We start from the raw sequence: 19997 nt of genomic DNA on the forward strand, positions 1-19997 counted from the left end.
CGAGCACCACCGCGCCCGCGCCGTCGGCGAGCACCCGCGCGCCCGCCGACCAGGGGAAACCGCCGCCGCGGCGCAGCAGCCAGGCCAGCGCCACCCCGGCCAGGGCGGCCACCACGACCGGCACCAGGACCCGCCACTGCCGCAGCGTCGTCGCGGGTACCCGGCGACCGGTCGTCATGGTGGCTACTTCTTGCGGCCGGACAGCAGCGCGACCGCGAGGCCCGCGCCGAACAGCACCACGCCACCGGCGATGAACACCCACACCGGCACGCCGCCGTCGGAGTCGCCGCTGTCGGCCGTGTCCGCACCAGGCTTGGGTCCCGGCGTGCCGGTACCCGCCTTGCTCAGCGTGAAATGCCGGGTCCCGCTGACAGGGTGCCCGTCGGCGGAGGTGACCCGGAACGCGAGGGTGTATTCGCCGACCGGCCCGAGCTCGCCCAGTTCCACACTGACGGTGCGGCCCTCGACGAGCGCCTTGCCCTTCGACCACAGGCGACCGTCCGGGCCGACCACGGTCAGCGACGGAAAGTTCTGCTGCAGTTCCTCGTTGAAGGTGATGCTGGCGCGCGCGGGCCCGGCCTCGACGGTCGAGCCGTCCTCGGGCACGCTGCTCACGGCACCGGAGTGCGCGCTCGCCGTGCCCGCCGCGAACATCGCGGCGAACAGGCCGGCGATCAGCACCGCGAGCACCCGGCGTCCGATGCGCAGCCGCGCGGATCGGTTGATGTCGGCGACGAGATGATCGGCCCGCATCACGACCGCCGCGAACGGAAGACGAGGCCGAGGCCGAGCGCGGCCGCGAACAGGCCGAGGGCCAGCCCGATGCCGCCGAGCCAGCGCGCCACCGTGTCGGTCTCCGCGACGCTGGTCTCACCGGAAGCGACCCTGTGGTCGCCGCCCGCGTCACCGCCGTCGGCGCCCAACGTGATCGACGGTGCCGGATGCTCGGGCTCGGCACCGCCGGTGCTCGGCTGATCCCAGGCGACGACCTTGCCGTCGCTGTAGGTCTGGGTGGCGGGGAAGTTCACCGTGTCCTGCGCGGGCAGCGGGCCCAGCGAGAGCACGAAGCGCTGGAACTGGCCGGGGCCGACGCCCGGGTTGCCCGGGTCGGCGGTCCAGGCGACGGCGACGGCCTCGCCCTTGTCGTTGCGCTCGACCTTGGCTGTCCAGCCCGGCATCGGCTCGGTGCGCACGCTTTTCAAGTTCGGCACGGCGACGCGCAGCGCGGTGGTGGCCGCGGTCTCGGATTCGGTCGGCACCTTGAAGGTGGCGACGGTGTACTTGCCCTGGGCGGCGCCCGGCGCGTCGACGGTCACGTGCGCGGCCGCCGAGCCGCAGGCGGCGAGCACCAGACCGGCCGCGACGGCGGCGGTCCCGGTGCTACGGGTGATGAAGTTGTGCATGGAAAGCCTTCTGTCCGAAGAGATGCTGATGTCGTGACGAATCAGGCGGACAGCGGCGGCGCGCGCGGACATCGCGTGCCCCGCGCGGGGCGGCCCGGCCCGGCGAACGCCAGGCCGCGCCAGCGCGGCGCGCGCTGGACGATCGCGGTCGACGGCGCCGTGAGCACGGCCCTGACCACGCTGGACGCGACGAGATAGAGCCGCTCGGCGACGAGAATCAGTGCGGCGCAGGCGAACGCCGCGACCGTGTGCGCGGCCACCATCGGCGCGCTGGGCAGGTGGAGCAGCTCGTCGTGGTGCGCGAGCGACGCCGACAACGCGAAGTGCCCGGCCCATTGCCCACCGAGCAGCACCGCACCGGCTCGCAGCAGCGGCGCGCCACCGGATCGCACGCGCGATCCGCCCGCGACGATGCCAGCGCCGAGCGAAACCAGCAGCAGCAGGGCGATATCGGCCGAGCGCGGCACGCCACCGCCCGCACCGCCGTGCGCGGCGACGGCCAGCGCGCCGACGAGTACGCCGCAGCCACCCCCGCGCAGGCGGGCGGTGAGCTGCGGCGTGGTCACGACGGGATCAGCGCACGCCGAGCCGGGCGAGCGCGTCGGTCTCCAGCACGCCCAGTTCGGCCGAGATGGACGCGTGCACGGCCTTGCGGCGCGCGGCGGGCATCTGCTCGGCGGTGTTCACCGCGACGGTCAGGTCGGTCAGCCGGGACCGGGCGGCCTCGACGAACTTCTTGGTGTCGGCGTCGCCGGGGGCGTCGGCGGCGACCTTGTCGAGCGCGCTCTCGGTGTTGGTGATGCGGGCCTGCAGGCGCGCGCCGTGACCGCTGAACTCGCCAAGCTGATCGAGCCCGATGCCGAGCTGCTGTGCCTTGCGGGCGTCGAGCTGGCCGCGCACGTAGGTGGCGCCGCGGTAGGCCAGCGGCGCGAGCACCGGGACCAGCACCCGGGCGACGCCGATGTACTTGCGGATCTGGCTCGCGCTGAACAGTTCGCGGTCGGCCTTGGCCGCCAGCTTCTGGGCGGCCTTCTCCTCGGCCTGCAGGGTCGCGATCTGCGCCTTGGCCACCTTGGCCTCGGTCTTGGCCTGTGCCTTGGCCGCGCGCCGGGTGGTGCGTTCGCTCGCCTTGGCGGCCTTGCGCTCGTTCTTGGCGCTCAGCTTCGCCTCCACGGCGGCTTTGTGCTTGAGCGCCTTCGCCTCAGCGCGTCGGCTCGGGCGCCGCTTGCGCTTGCTGAACAACCCCATGAGATCAGGCCCTCCGTCATGCTCGCCAAGTCATGAGGCAGTGCCGGGGTAGCGGCCTGCCGTACTTCGTAGCGTAGTGGGATGAGGGTAGCGATTGGGCATTGTGTCGGGGGGAGGGACCATACTGCTTGCGTGCGTGCAGCCGAGGACGACTTCGACGGCGGGCCGGTGCATCGCCCGGCCCCCGCTTCCGCTGCGCTCGATCGAGGTACCGATACCGGGCTCGCCGAGTCCCGGATCGCCTTCCTGGACGCGCGCTCGCTGATCGGGTGCAGGCACCGCCTGCGCCTGGATGCCGAGCATCCGGGGACCATCGCCGAGGTCAGGGAGGATCCGGGCGTTCAGCAGCGCCGGGAGGCCGCCGCCGCGCACCGTCTCAAGGTCCGCGACGAGCTGGTGGCCGCCGCACCCGCCGACTGGGTGGTGATCGAGCCGCAGCTGCGCGCGGGGGAGAAGGCCGCGGCGACGATGGCCGCGATGGCGGCGGGCGCCGCGCGCATCTGGGGCGGGCTGCTGCCGCAGGAACCCGATACCGGCCGTCGTGGTGGCGCCGAGTTCCTGCTCCGCGACGACGACCGTGGCGGCTACATCCCGATCATCGTGGTCAACCACAAGGTCACCGACCCGCGCAGGCCCGATCCGGCCGATTTCCACCCGCTGACCTCGGACCTGTTCCGCTGGCAGCCCCGCCGCGACAAGCACGTGAAACTGCGTCCGCAGCCGCGCGACCAGCAGCGCCTCGCGCACCTGTACCGGATGCTGCAGCGGCACGGCATGGCCAGCCCCGCCCTGCTCGGCGGTGCCATCGGCCTGGCCCTCGACCGCATCCTCGTGCACGACCTGACCAATGTCCTTGCCGACTACGACCAGCGCTACGGCGACCGCATCGCGGTGGTGCGCGGCGAACTGCCGACCCAGCCGTCGAAGGTGCCCGAGTGCAGGCAGTGCCCGTGGTGGGTGCGCGGCGCGGGCAGCGAGCCCAGCTGCGAGGGTCAGCTGGCGCTGATGCGCGACGTCAGCCTGGTGGCGCCCGGCTCCCGGGCCGACGTGCTGCGAGTGCACGGCGTGCAGACCGTCGACGAGCTGGCCGCCTGGGAAGGCGAGGACCCGGAGGACTGGCAGCACGGCCCGTTCTCCGAGACCGTGGTCACCGCCCGCGCCTGGATCGAGGGCGCGCCGCTGGTGCGCCGCTTCGACACGGTGAGCGTGCGCCGCGCCGACGTGGAGGTCGACGTCGACCTGGAGAGCTACCAGGAGGACGGCGCCTACCTGTGGGGCACCCTGCTCGACGGCGTCTACCGGCCGTTCGTCACCTGGGACCCGCTGCCCACCGAGGACGAGGGCCGCTCCTTCGGCGAGTTCTGGACCTGGCTCATGGCGGTACGCGCCGAGGCGCACGCCGCGGGCAAAACCTTTGCCGCCTACTGCTACTCGCGCACCGCCGAGGACAAATGGCTCTACGAGTCGGCCCGCCGGTTCGCGGGCAGGCCGGGCGTGCCGACGCACGAGCAGGTGCGCGCGTTCGTCGATTCGCCCGAGTGGGTCGACATGTTCCAGGCCGTCACCGACCAGTTCATCTGCCCCAACGGCAAGGGTTTGAAGAAGATCGCCCCGGTCGCCGGCTTCGGCTGGCGCGACCCGGAGGCCGGCGGCGAGGCGTCGATGGGCTGGTACCGCCGGGCCGTCGGCTACGACGCGGAATCGGACCTGTCCCAGCGCACGCGCCTGTTCGAATACAACGAGGACGACGTGCGGGCCACCCAGGTGCTGCGCGACTGGATGACGCAACGGGCCGTCGACGAGGTTCCCTCCCTGGCCGACTTCGGACGGTAATACGATCGGGGGCGTGACAGAGCACGTCGAAACCCTCGAGTTCCAGGCCGAAACCCACCAGCTCCTGGAGCTGATGATCCACTCGGTCTACTCCAACAAAGACACGTTCCTGCGGGAGCTGATCTCGAACGCTTCCGACGCACTGGACAAGCTGAAGCTGGCCACGTTCCAGGACAAGGACCTCGTCGCCGACACCTCCGACCTGCACATCGAGCTGGAGGTCGACGCCGACAAGCGCATCCTGACCGTCCGGGACAACGGCATCGGCATGTCCCGTGCCGAGGTGATCGATCTGATCGGCACTCTCGCCAAGTCCGGCACCGCCGAGCTGCGCCGCAAGCTCACCGAGGCCAAGTCCGATGCCGCCGCCGAGGAGCTGATCGGCCAGTTCGGCATCGGCTTCTACTCCACCTTCATGGTCGCCGACCGGGTCACCCTGACCACCCGCAAGGCGGGCGAGGCCGAGGGCACCCGCTGGAGCGCCGCCGCGGGTAGCTCCACCTACGAGATCGACACCGTCGCCGACGCCCCGCAGGGCACGGCGGTCACCCTCGAGCTCAAGCCCGCCGACGAGGACGATCACCTCTTCGATTACACGCAGGAATGGAAGCTGCGCGAGATCGTCCGCAAGTACTCCGATTTCATCGCCTGGCCGATCCGCATGCAGGTCGAGCGCACCGTGATGGAGGGCGAGGGCGAGGACAAGGTCGAGAAGACCATCGTCGAGGACCAGACCCTCAACTCGCAGAAGGCGCTGTGGACACGCCCGCGCAGCGAGGTCTCCGACGAGGAGTACAAGGAGTTCTACCACCACGTCAGCCACGCCTGGGACGAGCCGCTCGAGATCATCCCGATGAAGGCCGAGGGCACCTTCGAATACCAGGCGCTGCTGTTCATCCCGTCGACCGCGCCGTTCGACCTGTTCACCCGCGAGCACAAGCGCGGCGTGCAGCTCTACGTGCGCCGGGTGTTCATCATGGACAACTGCGAAGAGCTGATGCCGGAGTACCTGCGCTTCGTCAAGGGTGTGGTGGACGCGCAGGACCTCTCGCTCAACGTCTCGCGCGAGATCCTCCAGCAGGACCGCCAGATCCAGATGATCCGCAAGCGGCTGGTCAAGAAGGTGCTGTCGACGGTCAAGGACCTGCAGGGCGCCGAGGATCAGACCAAGTACCAGACCTTCTGGACCCAGTTCGGCCGGGTGCTCAAGGAGGGCTTGCTCTCCGACACCGACAACCGCGAAACCCTGCTCACCGTGTCGTCTTTCGCCTCGACCGCCTCGGAGTCCGAGCTCACCACGCTGAAGCAGTACGTGGAGCGGATGCCGGAGGGCCAGGACGCGATCTACTACATGACCGGCGAAAGCCGTGCGCAGGTGGAGAACTCGCCGCATCTGGAGGCGTTCAAGGCCAAGGGCCGCGAGGTGCTGATCCTGACCGACCCCGTCGACGAGATGTGGGTCGGTTCGGTGCCGGAGTTCGACGGCAAGAAGTTCCAGTCCATCGCCAAGGGCGAGGTCGACCTGGAGACCGAGGACGAGAAGAAGGAGACCGAAGCCCTGCGCGAGCAGCAGGACAAGGACTTCGCCGATCTGCTCGGCTGGCTCGGCAAGACCCTCGACGAGGTCGCCAAGGAGGTGCGCCTGACCAACCGGCTCACCACCTCCCCGGCCTGCCTGGTCGGTGACGTCTTCGACTTCACCCCGATGCTCGAGCGCATGTACCGCGCCTCGGGCCAGGCGCTGCCGGAATCCAAGCGCATCCTCGAGCTCAACCCGACCCATCCGCTGGTCACCGGCCTGCGCGACGCCTACGACGCGCGCAAGTCCGATGCCGACGAGGGCAAGGTTCCCGAGCTCGCCGAGACCGCCGAACTGCTCTACGGCACCGCGGTTCTCGCCGAGGGCGGCGAGCTCAAGGATCCGGCGCGCTTCGCCCAGCTGCTCACCGACCGGCTGACCCGCACCGTCTGAGGTCCCCGCGATGGCCGCTTCGCCCGAGGCGGCCATCGCGCCCTGCGGCAAGAGCTGGATTCGCTGTGCGGAATACGGGTGCCGACCAGCCCCGCAGGCCGCACTATGGAGAGATGGCGGCGGGGCATCTGATCCGCCGGGCGCGGCCCGGTGACTACGACGGCCTGATCGGGGTGGTCGACCACTGGTGGGGCCGGACCGTGGTGCCCAGCCTGCCGAGGTTGTTCCTCGACCACTTCCACCGCACCAGCCTGGTGGCGACCGACGACGACGGAATCTCCGGCTTCCTCATCGGTTTCGGCTCCCCGTCCGACCCCGACGCCGCCTACATCCATTTCGTCGGCGTCCGCCCCGACGCCCGCAAGGTCGGCCTCGGCCGCACCCTCTACGACGAATTCTTCGAGCTGGCCAGGGCCGATGGCCGAAAAGTGGTCACCGCCATCACTTCTCCGGCCAACTTCACCTCGATCGATTTCCACCGCAGCCTCGGGTTCACCGTCACCGGCCCGGTGCCGGACTACAACGGCCCCGGCCACGCCCTGATCACCTTCGAACGAACTCTCTGACACCACACGGCCACCGAACCGTAATCTTGGTCCGGGCATCGATCGCGGAGTGAGAGGAACGGTCGCACATGTCGGAGGGGACATCGGTCACGGCACAGCCGTGGGATCTGGTGGCCGAGGGTTATGCCGCAGCGGCGGCGACCGTGCTCGGTCCGTTCGCCGAGCGCGCGCTCGAATTCGTCACTCTCGAACCGGATTCCATTGTCGTCGATGTCGCGGCGGGAACGGGACTGCTCAGTCTCGCGGCCGCGGCCGCAGGGGCGCGTGTCGACGCGATCGACGTCTCGGCGCCGATGATCGAACAGCTCACCGCGGCCGCCGAACGCGCCGGGCGCACCACGATCACCGCCCAGGTCGGCGACGGCCAGGACCTGCCGTACCCGGACGGCCGCTTCCACGCCGGATTCTCGCTGTTCGGCCTCATGTTCTTCGCCGACCGGCCCCAGGGCTTCGCCGAATTGCGCCGGGTCCTGCGTCCTGGCGCCACCGCCGTTGTCTCGGCCTGGGCGCCCGCGGTCGACTCCTCGCTCATGCGCGCGCTGTTCGGCGCGCTGAGCGCGGGCGACCCGAACGCCGCGCTACCGCAGCCCAACTCGCGCGGCCTGGAGAACCCCGCCGTCTTCGCGGCCGAGATGCGCGCGGCCGGCTTCGACGCGGTGACGATCCGCCCGCACACGGTCGAGGTGAGCTTCCCGAACGCGGCTGCGCTGTGGGACACCATGACTCGCAGCAGCGCCCCGCTGACCACGCTCAGACACGAAGTGGGCGAGGCGGAATGGCAGCGCCGCACGGACGCGGCCGTCGAGCACCTCACGGTCACCTACCGCGCGAACACCGCGCTGTCCACCACGGCCCTGTTCGGCATCGGCACCGTCCCCCCGGCCTGAACGACGACTGCCCGCCGCCGAAACCGGCGACGGGCAGTCGTTCCACAGCGCGTAGTGCCTAGCGCGGGGCCATGCGCAGGGCGCCGTCCATGCGGATGGTCTCGCCGTTGAGGTAGTCGTGGCTCGCGATGTACTCGACGAGCTGGGCGTACTCGTCGGGGCGGCCGAGACGCGACGGGAACGGGACGCCGGCCTCGAGGCCCTTGCGGTACTCCTCGGTGACACCGGCCAGCATCGGGGTGTCGATGATGCCGGGGGCGATGGTGTTGACGCGGATGCCGAACTGGGCCAGGTCACGCGCGGCGGGGACGGTCATGCCGTGCACGCCGCCCTTGGACGCGGAGTAGGCGATCTGGCCGATCTGGCCCTCGAACGCGGCGACCGACGCGGTGTTGATGACCACGCCGCGCTGGCCGTACTCGTCGACCGGCTCGGTCTTGGCGATGGCGTCGGCGGCCAGGCGCATCACGTTGAACGTGCCGAGCAGGTTCACGGTGATGACGGTGCGGAACAGCTCCAGATCGTGCGGGCCGTTCTTGGACAGGATGCGACCGGCCCAGCCGACACCGGCGCAGTTGACCACGATGCGCAGCGGGGCGGGGCCCTCGGTGATCTGGGCGATCGCGGCGGCCACCTCGTCGCCGCTGGTGACGTCGGCCGCGATCAGGGTGACACCGGCGGGGACGTTGTCGCCCGCGCGCTCGATCGACGCCGGGACGTCGAGGCCGAAGACGGTGGCGCCCGCGTCGGCGAGACGCTTGGCGGTGGCGGCACCGAGGCCGGATGCGCCTCCGGTGACGATGGCGGCGGAACCCGAAATCTCCACGATGGTCCTCTCGTTCATGACTACTAGTTGGCACTTCGTCAATTGGCACCCTAGCGGGTTTCCGGTGAGGTGCCCATCACGCCCACCGACGCTGCCGGATCAGCTGCGAAAATACCAGCGAACAGGGCTGTTTTCCGGTGGTAACGTGCGTTCATGAGATCGTTCGCCGCTCCGACGGTGGCCGGACGCAAGGTCCTGATCACCGGGGCAGCGCGCGGTATCGGGGCCGCACTCGCCCGCAAACTCGCCGCCCAGGGCGCCCACGTCGCTCTGCTCGGACTGGAACCGGAACTGCTGGCCGAGGTGGCCGCCGAATGCGGCGACGCGCCGTGGCGCTACTGCGACGTCGCCGACCGGGCCCAGGTCGAGCGCGTGGTCGAGGCGCTGGTCGGCGAACTCGGCGGGCTCGACGTGCTCGTCGCCAACGCCGGGATCGCCAAGCAGATGCCGATGATCGGCGGCGATCCGAGCGTGCTGGAGGAGACCCTCGCCGTCAACGTGCTCGGCGTCGCGTACGCCGTGCAGGCCGCCGGTCCCCACCTGGCCCGTCCAGGCGGCTACGTGCTGATGATGTCGTCGATCTCCACGGCGGTGCAGTTGCCGCTGGCCGGCGCCTACAGCGCCTCGGCGGCGGCGGTCGAATCGCTGGCGGGCACGCTGCGCTGCGAGTTGCGTCCGACCGGCGCGCGCGTGGGCGTCAGCTACTTCGCCGAGATCGATACCGAGATGACCCGGCGCGGCTTCGGCACCGCGGCGGCGCACACCGGCCTGCGCGAGCTCAGCCTGACCGGCACCTCGCCGATCGGTCCCGCGGTGGACGCGTTGGTCCGGGCGATCGCGCGCAGGCGCAAGAGCGTCGTCTCACCCTGGTGGGTATCGCTCGTGCTGCCGGTGCGACCCTTGGCTCAGCAGCTGGTGCAGCGGTTGCTCGGCAACCGAGTCGCTCGCGCCATCGAGATCGCGCGCACCGAGGACGCCCCCTTCACCACCACCCAGCCTGCCCGACCACGCAGAATGGAACGGCAAGCCTGACCTCGAGCACGGAGTTCGACGATGAGCGATTCGGCATCCACCCTGCGCCAACTCCCGCGCGGACGGCACCACCTCTCGCGCGAAGAAGTGGTCGCCTCCCAGCGGGAACGCATCCTCGTCGCGATGGGGGAGGCGATGACCGAGGGCGGCTACGTCGGCACGCCGGTGGCGGCGGTGCTCAAACGGGCCGGGGTCTCGCGGGAGACGTTCTACGAGCTGTTCCGCTCCAAGGAGGACTGCTTCGCCGCGGCCTTCGACCGGGTCTCCGGCCTGCTGGCCGGGCGACTCCAGGAGGTCATCGCCGAGACCGCCGAGGCCGACGCGTTCACCAGGATGGACGCCATCCTCACCGCCTACTTCGACCACATGATCGACGACCCGGCTTCGGCCAGGCTGTTCCTGATGGAGGTGTACGCGGTCGGCCCGTCGGCGGTGCGGGCGCGGATGGAACTCCAGAGCCGCTTCGTCGCGGTCGTCGCCGCCATGCTCGGCGCCCAGACCGACGAGCAGCAGTTCGCCTGCGCCACGCTGGCCGCCGCCATCGGCGCGATGGTCACCGGCAAGATCGCCGCCGACGACCTGGTGGGCCTGCGCGCTCTCAAGGAACCCCTGATCGACCTGGCCCGCCGCTCCGGCGTCGTCTACGGCAACGCGTTCGCCGGCTGATCCTCGGCAGGCGCGGCGGCCCTGCCGGTCCGGGTGAACCGCCAGGCGCCGATCCCCAGGCCGACCACGACCGGGACGGCCAGGGCCGACCCCGTCGAACCCCAGCCGCCCAGGCCGGGCACGAACGCGTCGAGGATCGTCTTGGCGGCGAAGAACAGGAACAGCAGGCCGGAGGCGAACGCGATGCCACGCTCGGGGAGGTGCTTGCCCGCGAGCTTGCCGACCAGGATCGCGAGGGCGCCCGCGGCGACCATGCCGAGGGTCGAGCCGATCCACACCGCGAGCCAGCCGTTCTTGGAGGCCAGCGCGGCGGCGGCGAACATGGTGCGGTCGCCGAGCTCGGCGAGCATGAAGGCGGAGATGACGACCAGGAAGGCGTTGCGGGTGCTGGGCGGGGGAGCGTCGTCGGTCTCGTCGGCGGAGCCGAGGGCGTCGCGCAGCGTCCACAGGCCGACGACCAGCAGCGTGAGCGCGGTGACGACGGCGATCGCGTTCGCGGGCAGCGCGGTACCGAGGAAATGGCCGACACCGGCGGCGATGAGATTGACGGCGACGCTGGCCACGGTGATCCCCGACAGCACCACCCACCAGCGATAACGCAGCGAGAAGGTGAGCGCCATCAGCTGCGATTTGTCGCCCAGCTCGGCGAGGAAGAGCACGCCGAAGCTCAGCAGGATCGTGGCGATCATGAATTCAGCTCCCAGGGTGATACTCCGGCCTGCGGCTGAAGAAACGGGTGCGCCTCCAGCCACACCGGTCGACGGATCGGTTCGTGGCCGAAGGTCTCGCCCACCGGTGGTGACCGGTTCACGCAGCCGGACCGCGCCGAATGTGGCGCCGATCAGTATGTCGACTGTGCGATTGCGGGCTACTCCCCTTCGCTGGTGTCCACCCTAGCGCGATAGCTGGCGGTATGCCAACTCATTGTTAGCGAAATCGCTATGGCCGCAATAAGTTTGGCTGCGCGGCCCGAATAGTTCGGTATCCCTGATTTCGGCGTCGCGGATGCCCGTTGCCGGGTATTCGCCGGGCCGGTGTCGCGAAAGCCTCAGGCCGCCAGCAGCATTGCCAGGACGGCGGTGTCGGGATCGCTGATCAGATCCATCCCGACCCGGCTCACCAGCGAGGTGACCGTGCCGTCCAGCTCGGCCTCGGCCCAGGCCGCGCGATGCTCGAGACCCAGATGCGGCACGCCGGGCAGCAGCACGCAGCCCGAGGCGGCGCCGGTGCACTCGGGCAGCGACGGCCGGGTCTCCGACGGCGGATGCAGCATCAGCAACGCGGGCGGCACGTGCGCCGCGAACCGGCCCGGCTCGATCGCCTCCTCGCCCAGCACCGGCCCCTCGGCCAGCACCAGCCCGACCGTGCCCGGTTCCGGGTCGTCGGGCAGTTCCTCGCGCACCCCGAACACGGTCGAGGTCGTCAACAGGCCGGGCATCGAGGCCACCCGCACGGCGAGCACCAGGACCTGCGCCCATTCCTTGGTGGTGTCCGGCCAGCGGCCCGAAACCACGAATCCCTGCAGATGACCGCGCGCCTGGAAGGGCGTGATCCCGATCGGACCCTGTGTCGTCATGATGGCCTCCCGATTTTCCGGGGGCTGCGCTGCCCGGTACGTCAGGAATAGCCCGAAACCCATCTGGCACACAAGTACCACTGAGTGCCAGGAACAGGGCAAAAGACGCAAAAGACCCCCAGCGGACGCTGGAGGTCTTTCGCGAAAGCGAGAACGCGGGCCGGACTAGCCGAAGATCAGGCCCTTGCCCTGCGACACCGCGCGGGCGAAGCGATCCTGTACGTCGGCCCAGTTGACGACGTTCCAGAACGCGGTCACGTAGTCGGCCTTGACGTTCTTGTACTGCAGGTAGAAGGCGTGCTCCCACATGTCGACCTGCAGCAGCGGGATGATGCCGGTCGGCACGTTGGCCTGCTGGTCGTACAGCTGGAAGGTCAGCAGCTTCTGGCCCAGGGTGTCGTAACCCAGGACGGCCCAGCCGGAGCCCTGCAGGCCGTTCGCGGCAGCGGTGAACTGCGCGCGGAACTTGTCGAACGAACCGAACTGGTCGGCGATCGCGGCGGCGAGGTCACCGTCGGGCTGGTCGCCACCGTTGGGGGAGAGGTTCTTCCACCAGACAGAGTGGTTGTAGTGACCACCCAGGTGGAACGCGAGGTTCTTCTCCAGCAGGAGGATGTTCGCCAGGTCGCCGTTCTCGCGGGCCTCTTCGAGCTGCTCCAGCGCCTTGTTGGCGCCGGCGACGTAGGCGGCGTGGTGCTTGGTGTAGTGGATCTCGTTGATCTGACCGGAGATGTGCGGCTCCAGTGCGCCGAAGTCGTAGTCCAGTTCCGGCAGCGTGTAGACGGCCACGATGTCCCTTTCCGTATGTCGGGCTGTGTGCGCCCATTCGGACGAGCACACCAACCATCATTCGTACACCCGCTCGATGCAACCCCGGACGGTCGGCCCCGCATTCCCTTCGAATCACGCCGGAGGAAACCCAGGTGTCCGCGGGCGGTACCTACAGCGGCGGTGCGACGTCGGCCTTGGAGGCCCGCAGATCGCCGGAATCGTGGGCGGCCCACCAGCGCTTGCCGCCCGCGATGAAATCGGCCATCGGGATCTCCCGGCCCGCCGGGTCGGTCACGGTGATCCGGTCGAACCAGACGCGGACGTCGAGTTCGCGCGGGTCGATGCCCTCTTCTTGGGAGAACTCGATGACGTGCGCCGCGATCCGGTTGTCGAGCACGGTGTCGAAGCTGAGCAACTCGCTCCACAGGGTCCAGCCGCTGTCGTCGAGGTCGATGAATTCCCAGCCGTGCAGCCCGCCGCCACCGAAACTCTCGATGGCCTCGTCGAGCTGCTCGAGGGTGAGGGGGAGGACGCGGGCGTCGATGTCGTCCCAGCGCTGGATGCGCAGGGACGCGGCCACCCGGGTGACCCCCGTGAAGGTGAGCAGGACTTTGGTGTCGATCGGCGTCTCGCCGTCGGCGGGTAGCGTCAGCACCTCGAGAGCGAGCTGCAGCCGCCCCGCGGCGGCGTCCACCTCTACTCCGAGACAGGTTGATTCGGACAAAGCGGTATTCAGGCCGTTGATGTCGAAACTGTCGAGTAGCCCCCTGCTCACGTTCATGCGCTCAGGCTACCGATCGGCCCGCCCAGATCCCAGGATTTAGGATTTTCTCTACTGATGTCGTTTTTATGGAACCGAATCGGCCCGGCTCGCGTCCAAGTAGATGTCGGGACCGATGGGAGGTCGGAATCCCGACGTCAGCGGCGAACGGCCGCTCCGGGATGACATGGAGGGGAGTCCCGGATCGGCCGTTCCGCCGCTGACTTCGCGCCATGTCACCTCGGTTGATAGCCACCGCCTCACGATTGTGTGCTGACCGATAGCTGAGACCTGTGGATCAAGTTGTGGATTCTGTGGATAACCGGGATCCATCCCCAGACCGCGCATTGCCCCGCCCGGCGTCGCTTCCGGCATGGCAGGATCGAGGCGTGACGAGCTCCGATGTGCCCACGGTGCCGGTGGGTGCGGTACCCGCCGCGTTCGACCACGCCGAACCGGCCCCCGGCGCCCAGCTGCTCGACGTGCGCGAACCCGACGAGTGGGAGCTCGGGCACGCGCCCGGCGCGATCCACATCCCGATGGTCGACGTGCCGGCCCGGCTCGACGAGATCGACATCGACGCCGAGGTGTACGTGGTGTGCAGGCAGGGCGGGCGTTCGATCGAGGTCGTCAAGTATCTGGCCCACATCGGGTACGAGGCGGTGAACGTCGCGGGTGGGATGGTGGCCTGGCAGCAGACCGGCCGTCCGGTGGTCGCCGACGGCGAGCACGAAGCCAAGATCTACTAGTCCGGAACGGGGTGCGCGGGTGAGTTCGGTGGTGCAACCATGTGCACGCTGTGGCGCGCGATGGGCTGTGCAGGGCGCGCCGATGCACTGGTGCCCCCGGTGCCGTGGCGTGCTGCTGTCGCCGGGCAAGGTCGACGCGCCCGCCGCCCAGCGCAACTACCGCTGGATCGCCCGCAGGCCCGACCATCGCGCGCGCAAGGCCGCGGCCGCCACCGTACGGGCGCCGGTCGGCCCCACCCCGCGCTACACCGAGATCCCGCGCTGGGGCCTGCTCGATGCGCCGCCCGCGCCCGCCCGCGCCGCGGAGCGACCGCTGTGGGGCCTGGCGGCCTCGCGCGATGTCCTGCTCGTGGTGACGGCGCTGGCCTTCCTGGTCGCCGCCTGCGCCGAGTACGGCCGCTATCTCATCCTGCTGCGCAACCGCACCACCCTCATCCCGAACTGGCTGCTGGTGATCTCCGACATGTCGGTGTGGGTGTTCGGCGTCATCGCGCCGCTGTGCGCCCTCGCCACCGCGCTCGCGCTGATCGCCTGGCTGATCGAGGCGCGCAAGAGCGCCTTCGCCGCGCAGGGCAGGCGCGATCCACGGCGCCGCTGGGCGCTGGTGCTCGGCTGCCTGGTGCCCGGTGTGAACCTGATCTGGCCCGGCGTCTTCCTCACCGAATTGCTCGGGTCCGCACCCGATCCCCGCGCCCAGCGGGCCGTTCGGATCTGGTGGGCGGCCTGGGTGGTCAGCGGCCTGATCCTGGTCGGCGCCACCCTCTGGCGCGACGCGTCGACACTGCAGGCCGAGGCCGACGGCGTCTCGTTCACCGCGTTCAGCGATCTGTGCGCGGCCGGTTTCGCGGTGCTCACGCTGTGGACCGTGCGGCTGCTCGAAGGCCGTGACCTGCGGGGCGCGCCGCGCTCTGCGCACCGCTGGGTGATGGCCGCCGACCCGGCCGAGGCCGTCATCGCCCCGGTGCAGCCCGGCGCCCCCGCGAGCGGGCAGGATGACACTGAACGCGCGGATTCCGTCGAAACAGGCGAGAATGCGCAGGAGGAGGTTGTGGCCAAGTGAGCCAGGGCAATCGGGCGCCATTCGTCGTCGCGCACCGTGGTGCGTCCGCTGCGCGCCCCGAGCACACTCTCGCCGCGTACGAGCTGGCCCTCGAGGAGGGCGCCGACGGCGTCGAGTGCGACGTCCGGCTGACCCGCGACGGGCATCTGGTCTGCGTGCACGACCGCACCGTCGACCGCACCTCCGACGCCACCGGCCTGGTCAGCGAGCTGACCCTGGCCGAGCTGCGCGACATGAACTTCGGCACCGAGGACGCGCCGTCGGGCGTGCTCGCCCTCAGCGATCTGATCGGTCTGGTCCTCGACTGGCGCAGCAGGCCGACCAAGCTGTTCATCGAGACCAAGCACCCCGTGCGCTACGGCGCCCTGGTGGAGAACAAGGTGCTCGCCGAACTGCAGCGCTTCGGCATCGCGACGCCCGCCTCGGCCGATCACTCCCGCGCCGTGGTGATGTCGTTCGCCGCGACGGCGGTCTGGCGGATCCGCCGCGCCGCGCCGCTGCTGCCGACCGTGCTGCTCGGTGAGTCCTCGCGCTTCCTCGGCGGCGGCGCGGCGACCACCGTCGGCGCCACCGCCGTCGGCCCGTCGGTGAAGACGCTGCGCGAACACCCCGAACTCGTCGACAAGGCCGCCGCGGCGGGCCGGGCCACCTACTGCTGGACCGTCGACGATCCCGACGACGTGAAACTGTGCGCCGACCTGGGCGTCAGCTGGGTCGCCACCAACCATCCCGGCCGCACGAAGTCGCTGCTGGCCGGCGTCTGAGCTGTGCTGTTGGAGCGCTGGCGCGCTCGAGGTCGCGGCCCCTCCTGTCCCGTCGATCAGGTGCCGTTGCTTGCTCCTTCGTCGCGGACGCAACGGCGCCTGATCGACGGGACGGCCGCGCCGGCCGACTGCGTCGGCCTGCCCCTCCTCGGGTCGGGGCGTGGTGGCTGGGTGGGGCGAGAAGTGGTCCACAGTCGCCCGGCCATAAACTCCGTGCGTGGGTAAAAGCAAGCGGAACAGTCCGAAGCCCGACAGTAATCGGGCTCAGCGTCTCGCCGAGCGGCGTGCGGCGCAGGAGCAGGCATCTGCGGCCGTGACGCGGCCGTTCGAGGGGCTTGCTGCCGAATGTGATCTGGTGGCGCTGCGGGAGTTCGTGCCGTCGGCGACCGCGACCTTGAAGCTGGCGCCCGGTGTCGCGGCGCAGCGCGAGGTGACGCTGGCGACGGTGCTGCCCGGTGCGGTGGCCGCGCTGGTGCGCGCCGGTGACGAGCCCGTCGGCTTCGTCGGCACGCAGATGCAGTACCAGGGCTCCGACCCGAACGCCGACATCGCCGCGGCGATCCTGTGGACCCAGTCCGCCGAGCCGGGCGAGTCGCTGAACTCGGCCGACGCGGTCCAGGGCGGTCCGCGCCTGGCCGACGTCATCGATCCGGGCGCCGACCTCGAGCTCACCGTGCACCAGGACTTCGACTGGTGGGTGCCCGAGGGCGTGACCCCCGATCCGCAGGTGGCGGCGACGATCGAGCAGGCCAAGCAGGCGATCATGCCCTCGGCGCGGCTGGATCTCGGAGCCGACGGCGTCGGCGCGGCTTGGTGGGTCGACGCGGGCGAGAAGGCGCACGTGCGCTGGGTGCGTCCCGAGGACGAGGACAAGCTGATGCTGGCGCTGGCACGGGTGCACGCCGGCGGCGGGCTGCACATGGGCGAGGGCTCGCGCTTCGCCGGCTCGTTCCGCACACACGGTCTGCTGGTGCCGGTGTTCGATCTCGATCCCGAGCGGCACCCGACCGAATGGGAAACGCCCGCACGGGAATTCGGTGCGCGGCTGGCGGAGGCGCTGGCCTCGGATGCCCCGATGTCGAGCGAAGAGCGTCGTTCGCGCGACGGGCTGCGTTCGCGTCAGGTCACCCTGCGCTGAACTCTTCCATCCTGAACTAAATGAAATAATCCCCTTTCACATGCCGGGTCGGCTAGGTTCACGCCTACGCCGGCCAATCGGCGCAGTGGAAAGGGATAACAATGGAGTTTCTCGGTTCGGTCGCCGGTCTCGCGCAGATGGTGATCGGCACGATTCTGGCCAATACCGGCTCGGGCGGTTCCGGCTCCGGCTGGTGAAGCGCACAACGGATTCGGCTCGCGTTCGCGAGCCGAATCCGGGTGGCTCTGGTCAGACGCTGCCGCCGGCGACGGACGGTGCGCCCGAGGTGTCCTTCGGGGTGCTGAGCTCGCGCCACATGAACGCCTCGAGATCGAACAGGTTCGACCCGGCGCGATCGGCGATATTGAGCAGCGTCGTCATGTGCGCGACTTCTTCGACCTGTTCCTTCAGGAACCACTGCATGAACTGCTCGCCGAGGTAATCGCCCTCTTCGCGGGCCGTGCTGGCCAGCCGGATGATCTGGTCGGTGACCGTCTTCTCCTGGGCCAGGGCCAGTTCGATCGGCTCGCGGGCGGTCTCGAAGTTCGACTTCGCGGCGTCGATGCCCGCGATCTCCACGCTGATGTCCCGGTCGAGGAAATACTGCACGATCATCATCGCGTGATTTCGTTCTTCGACGGACTGGGCGTAGAAGCGCTTGGCCAGCTGCGGGAGGTCGTTGTTGTCGAACCACACCGCAATGGCGATGTACTGATGTTCGGCGTTGAACTCATGCCGGATCTGGTCTTGGAGCAGGCTGTGGAATTTGCTGCGCGGGGGTTCCGGATGAATCGACATGGCCGCAACATTAGACCTGGTCAAAGTGGGTTGTCATCCAAGTGCAACCTTATTGAGGGAAGTATTTCCTAACCAAGTATTCCCTTACTGAAGCTTCCCTGTGCCCGCCATTCTGGGCGCCGTGTTGTCCACCGGGACAACGCCTGCCAGCTCGCGCCGGATGAATTCCTCCACGTCGAACAGATTGTCCTGCCGGTCCAGCACGGTGAGCAGCGTGCTCATCTCCGCGACGTCGGCAACCTGTTCTTTCAGGAACCACTGCACGAATTGTTCGCCGAGGAAATCCTGCGCCGCACGAGCGGCGCCGGCGAGCGCGCTGATCTGCGCGGTGGCGGTCCGTTCCCGGTCGAGCAGGAAGGCGATCGCGGCGCGCGGCGAATCGAACTCCGAGCGCAGCTCGTCGAGCCCGCCGATCGTCACCGCGACATCGCGGTCGAGCAGATACTGGACCATCCGCATCGCGTGGCCCCGGTTCTCGGCCGAGCGGGCGTAGGTCTGCGCGGCCAGTTGCGGTAGTCGCTGCGCGTCGAAGTACACGGCGGCGGCCAGATACTGCTGTGCGGTGGTCAGCCCGTGCCGGATCTGGTCCCGCAGCAGCTCGGTGAACGAACGATCCTCGGCCATACCACGACGTTACCGCGTCAGCAGGTCCTCGGGAATCTGTTGATCCTTGGCCAGGGCGTCGAAGAAACCGCTCGCCTTCGACTTGTCCCACAGCAGCACGTTGCCGACGTCGGTGTCGTCGAATCCGCCGATCGGGACGCTGGTGGTGACGGTGTCACCACGCATCGCCCAGCCCAGCGCGGCCAGGTTCCAGATGTGGTCGCCGTCATCGACTTTCAGCGAGCCGGCCACCCCGGTGGCCATCGGCCACAGCGCGAACGGATTGGCGAGGGTGCCCATGCTGGTCGCCTTCTTCAGCAGCGCCGACATGAACATCCGCTGATGGTTCATCCGGTCGACGTCCGCGCGCGGGGTCGCCCTGGTGCGCACGAAGCCCAGTGCCTCTGGCCCGCTCAGCTCCTGGCAGCCCGCGGGCAGATCGAGCCCGGCCAGCGGGTCGACGATCGGCTCGTCCAGGCAGATCTCGATGCCGCCGAGCGCGTCGACGACGCCGGCGAAGCCGCCGAAGCCGATCTGGGCGTAGTGGTCGATCCGCACCCCGGTGGCCTCCTCCACCGTCTGTACCAGCAGCGGCGCGCCGCCGAAGGCGAACGAGGCGTTCAGCTTGTCCTTGCCGTGGCCGGGAATGCTGACGTAGGAGTCGCGCGGGAGGCTGACCATCGTGGTCGGCCCGGACGACGGGATGTGCACCAGCATGATGGTGTCGGTGCGTTCCGGGCCGGTGTCGCCGCCGGTCGCCAGTTCCTGCTCCTGCTCGGTCGACAGGTCGCCGCGGCCGTCGGAACCGACCAGCAGCCAGTTCGTGCCGGGCGTATCGCCGATCCGGTCGCTGTAGGAGGCGAGCGCGGTGATGCGGGTCAGCGAGTTGTCCAGGTGGATCACCGCGGCGATCAGGCCCGCGATCAGCAGCACGACGATCACCGTGAACCACCGGAACGGATGACGCTTGCGGCGTCGTCGTGGCGGCTGGACCTGTCCGCCGGCATCCGCGGGCGGCGGGGTGCGCCGCCGGGGCGGGACGGCGTCGTGGTGGGGGACCGGGCGCTGGGTCGGCGCGTGCCTGACCTGCTCGCGCTGCGGCATCGGGCGCGGGGTCGGCGCGTGCTGGCGCGGTTTCGCCTGCTCGCGCGGCAGCTGCGAATAGGCGAGCGGCTGATCGCCGCGGCCGTCGCGGTGCAGGACCTGGGTCGGCTCGATATGCGAGGCGGGTCGCTCGCGCCGTTGGGCCGGGTTGTAGCGCACCGTCGGGCCTTCGTCGGGCGCGGGCACGCGTCCGGCCTGCGGGTTTCCGCGCCGGATCGTCGGATCGCCGCCGGGCGGCAGC

22 protein-coding genes are annotated in these 19997 nt (G+C 69.7%); 10 read left to right on the forward strand and 12 right to left on the reverse strand.

Annotated elements, in window-relative coordinates; genetic code table 11:
• Positions 1 to 183: 183 nt before the first annotated feature.
• Genes ATM97_RS01620 through ATM97_RS01635 form a run of 4 tightly spaced genes read right to left on the reverse strand, consistent with a single transcriptional unit; the run spans position 184 to position 2651 of the window.
• Positions 184 to 753 carry a copper resistance CopC family protein gene (locus ATM97_RS01620; RefSeq protein WP_218716119.1) on the reverse strand — a complete coding sequence of 190 codons (570 nt, stop codon included), beginning with the start codon at positions 751 to 753 and terminating at the stop codon, positions 184 to 186.
• Positions 753 to 1403 carry a YcnI family protein gene (locus ATM97_RS01625; RefSeq protein ID WP_218716120.1) on the reverse strand — a complete coding sequence of 217 codons (651 nt, stop codon included), beginning with the start codon at positions 1401 to 1403 and terminating at the stop codon, positions 753 to 755. Before ATM97_RS01625 ends, ATM97_RS01620 begins: the two co-directional genes overlap by 1 nt.
• A gap of 41 nt (positions 1404 to 1444) precedes the next feature.
• On the reverse strand, positions 1445 to 1969 hold the full coding sequence (locus ATM97_RS01630; protein WP_218716121.1) for a hypothetical protein: 525 nt from the start codon (positions 1967 to 1969) through the stop codon (positions 1445 to 1447).
• Between the two features lie 7 nt (positions 1970 to 1976).
• Entirely contained in the window at positions 1977 to 2651 is a 675-nt protein-coding gene (locus ATM97_RS01635) for a DUF6474 family protein (RefSeq protein WP_218716122.1), read from the reverse strand.
• Positions 2652 to 2783: 132 nt separating this feature from the next.
• Here ATM97_RS01635 and ATM97_RS01640 point away from each other — a divergent pair, with 132 nt between their 5' ends.
• The 4 genes from ATM97_RS01640 to ATM97_RS01655 all read left to right on the forward strand — a co-directional run bounded on the left by ATM97_RS01640 (position 2784) and on the right by ATM97_RS01655 (position 7909).
• On the forward strand, positions 2784 to 4484 hold the full coding sequence (locus ATM97_RS01640; RefSeq protein WP_308248332.1) for a TM0106 family RecB-like putative nuclease: 1701 nt from the start codon (positions 2784 to 2786) through the stop codon (positions 4482 to 4484).
• 13 nt (positions 4485 to 4497) lie between these two features.
• Complete coding sequence (gene htpG, locus ATM97_RS01645) at positions 4498 to 6456, forward strand: molecular chaperone HtpG (protein WP_218716123.1); 1959 nt, start codon at positions 4498 to 4500, stop codon at positions 6454 to 6456.
• A gap of 113 nt (positions 6457 to 6569) precedes the next feature.
• Complete coding sequence (locus ATM97_RS01650) at positions 6570 to 7022, forward strand: GNAT family N-acetyltransferase (protein ID WP_218716124.1); 453 nt, start codon at positions 6570 to 6572, stop codon at positions 7020 to 7022.
• A 68-nt stretch (positions 7023 to 7090) separates the two neighbouring features.
• Positions 7091 to 7909, forward strand: a complete 819-nt coding sequence (locus tag ATM97_RS01655; protein WP_255586681.1) for a class I SAM-dependent methyltransferase — start codon at positions 7091 to 7093, stop codon at positions 7907 to 7909.
• Between the two features lie 58 nt (positions 7910 to 7967).
• On the opposite strand, the gene ATM97_RS01660 is transcribed toward ATM97_RS01655, so the two are convergent.
• Entirely contained in the window at positions 7968 to 8735 is a 768-nt protein-coding gene (locus ATM97_RS01660; RefSeq protein ID WP_218716139.1) for an SDR family NAD(P)-dependent oxidoreductase, read from the reverse strand.
• 153 nt (positions 8736 to 8888) lie between these two features.
• On the opposite strand from ATM97_RS01660, the gene ATM97_RS01665 reads away from it, so the two are divergent.
• Together ATM97_RS01665 and ATM97_RS01670 are read left to right on the forward strand one after the other, a co-directional pair.
• Positions 8889 to 9767: an SDR family NAD(P)-dependent oxidoreductase gene (locus ATM97_RS01665; RefSeq protein WP_218716125.1), complete on the forward strand. Its 879-nt coding sequence runs from the start codon at positions 8889 to 8891 to the stop codon at positions 9765 to 9767.
• A gap of 21 nt (positions 9768 to 9788) precedes the next feature.
• On the forward strand, positions 9789 to 10433 hold the full coding sequence (locus tag ATM97_RS01670) for a TetR/AcrR family transcriptional regulator (protein ID WP_218716126.1): 645 nt from the start codon (positions 9789 to 9791) through the stop codon (positions 10431 to 10433).
• Here ATM97_RS01670 and ATM97_RS01675 read toward each other — a convergent pair.
• The 4 genes from ATM97_RS01675 to ATM97_RS01690 form a co-directional block, all read right to left on the reverse strand.
• Positions 10409 to 11122 (reverse strand): TMEM165/GDT1 family protein, encoded by a 714-nt coding sequence (locus ATM97_RS01675; protein WP_218716127.1) that lies wholly within the window; start codon positions 11120 to 11122, stop codon positions 10409 to 10411. The genes ATM97_RS01670 and ATM97_RS01675 overlap by 25 nt on opposite strands.
• 359 nt (positions 11123 to 11481) lie before the next feature.
• A complete protein-coding gene (locus ATM97_RS01680; RefSeq protein ID WP_218716128.1) occupies positions 11482 to 12009 on the reverse strand; it encodes a peptidase in 528 nt (175 codons plus the stop codon).
• 165 nt (positions 12010 to 12174) lie between these two features.
• Positions 12175 to 12798 carry a superoxide dismutase gene (locus ATM97_RS01685; protein WP_218716129.1) on the reverse strand — a complete coding sequence of 208 codons (624 nt, stop codon included), beginning with the start codon at positions 12796 to 12798 and terminating at the stop codon, positions 12175 to 12177.
• Positions 12799 to 12949: 151 nt separating this feature from the next.
• Positions 12950 to 13561, reverse strand: coding sequence for a hypothetical protein (locus ATM97_RS01690; RefSeq protein ID WP_218716130.1), 612 nt, complete (start codon positions 13559 to 13561; stop codon positions 12950 to 12952).
• 368 nt (positions 13562 to 13929) lie between these two features.
• On the opposite strand from ATM97_RS01690, the gene ATM97_RS01695 reads away from it, so the two are divergent.
• From ATM97_RS01695 to ATM97_RS01710, 4 genes are all read left to right on the forward strand, one after another.
• Positions 13930 to 14289 carry a rhodanese-like domain-containing protein gene (locus ATM97_RS01695; RefSeq protein WP_218716131.1) on the forward strand — a complete coding sequence of 120 codons (360 nt, stop codon included), beginning with the start codon at positions 13930 to 13932 and terminating at the stop codon, positions 14287 to 14289.
• Between the two features lie 109 nt (positions 14290 to 14398).
• The gene (locus tag ATM97_RS01700; RefSeq protein ID WP_308248333.1) at positions 14399 to 15349 is read left to right on the forward strand and encodes a DUF4328 domain-containing protein; all 951 of its coding nucleotides are present in this window, start codon (positions 14399 to 14401) and stop codon (positions 15347 to 15349) included.
• Positions 15346 to 16113, forward strand: a complete 768-nt coding sequence (locus ATM97_RS01705; protein WP_218716133.1) for a glycerophosphodiester phosphodiesterase — start codon at positions 15346 to 15348, stop codon at positions 16111 to 16113. The genes ATM97_RS01700 and ATM97_RS01705 overlap by 4 nt, the downstream gene beginning before the upstream one ends.
• Before the next feature lie 217 nt (positions 16114 to 16330).
• Positions 16331 to 17251: a DUF5926 family protein gene (locus tag ATM97_RS01710; RefSeq protein WP_218716134.1), complete on the forward strand. Its 921-nt coding sequence runs from the start codon at positions 16331 to 16333 to the stop codon at positions 17249 to 17251.
• A 249-nt stretch (positions 17252 to 17500) separates the two neighbouring features.
• On the opposite strand, the gene ATM97_RS01715 is transcribed toward ATM97_RS01710, so the two are convergent.
• The 3 genes from ATM97_RS01715 to ATM97_RS01725 all read right to left on the reverse strand — a co-directional run bounded on the left by ATM97_RS01715 (position 17501) and on the right by ATM97_RS01725 (position 19996).
• A complete protein-coding gene (locus ATM97_RS01715; RefSeq protein WP_218716135.1) occupies positions 17501 to 18049 on the reverse strand; it encodes a ferritin in 549 nt (182 codons plus the stop codon).
• 84 nt (positions 18050 to 18133) lie between these two features.
• Positions 18134 to 18673: a ferritin gene (locus tag ATM97_RS01720; protein ID WP_218716136.1), complete on the reverse strand. Its 540-nt coding sequence runs from the start codon at positions 18671 to 18673 to the stop codon at positions 18134 to 18136.
• A gap of 9 nt (positions 18674 to 18682) precedes the next feature.
• Positions 18683 to 19996: an LCP family protein gene (locus ATM97_RS01725; protein WP_255586683.1), complete on the reverse strand. Its 1314-nt coding sequence runs from the start codon at positions 19994 to 19996 to the stop codon at positions 18683 to 18685.
• Position 19997: the final 1 nt, after the last annotated feature.

Source organism: Nocardia sp. MH4, from assembly GCF_019266065.1.
Taxonomy (GTDB): Bacteria; Actinomycetota; Actinomycetes; order Mycobacteriales; family Mycobacteriaceae; genus Nocardia; species Nocardia canadensis.

Coding starts and splice junctions, on each gene's coding strand:
- ATM97_RS01620 (WP_218716119.1), bottom strand. CDS start 753: ATGCGGGCCGATCATCTCGTCGCCGACATCAACCGATCCGCGCGGCTG.
- ATM97_RS01625 (WP_218716120.1), bottom strand. CDS start 1,403: ATGCACAACTTCATCACCCGTAGCACCGGGACCGCCGCCGTCGCGGCC.
- ATM97_RS01635 (WP_218716122.1), bottom strand. CDS start 2,651: ATGGGGTTGTTCAGCAAGCGCAAGCGGCGCCCGAGCCGACGCGCTGAG.
- ATM97_RS01650 (WP_218716124.1), top strand. CDS start 6,570: ATGGCGGCGGGGCATCTGATCCGCCGGGCGCGGCCCGGTGACTACGAC.
- ATM97_RS01655 (WP_255586681.1), top strand. CDS start 7,091: ATGTCGGAGGGGACATCGGTCACGGCACAGCCGTGGGATCTGGTGGCC.
- ATM97_RS01665 (WP_218716125.1), top strand. CDS start 8,889: ATGAGATCGTTCGCCGCTCCGACGGTGGCCGGACGCAAGGTCCTGATC.
- ATM97_RS01670 (WP_218716126.1), top strand. CDS start 9,789: ATGAGCGATTCGGCATCCACCCTGCGCCAACTCCCGCGCGGACGGCAC.
- ATM97_RS01675 (WP_218716127.1), bottom strand. CDS start 11,122: ATGATCGCCACGATCCTGCTGAGCTTCGGCGTGCTCTTCCTCGCCGAG.
- ATM97_RS01680 (WP_218716128.1), bottom strand. CDS start 12,009: ATGACGACACAGGGTCCGATCGGGATCACGCCCTTCCAGGCGCGCGGT.
- ATM97_RS01690 (WP_218716130.1), bottom strand. CDS start 13,561: ATGAACGTGAGCAGGGGGCTACTCGACAGTTTCGACATCAACGGCCTG.
- ATM97_RS01715 (WP_218716135.1), bottom strand. CDS start 18,049: ATGTCGATTCATCCGGAACCCCCGCGCAGCAAATTCCACAGCCTGCTC.
- ATM97_RS01720 (WP_218716136.1), bottom strand. CDS start 18,673: ATGGCCGAGGATCGTTCGTTCACCGAGCTGCTGCGGGACCAGATCCGG.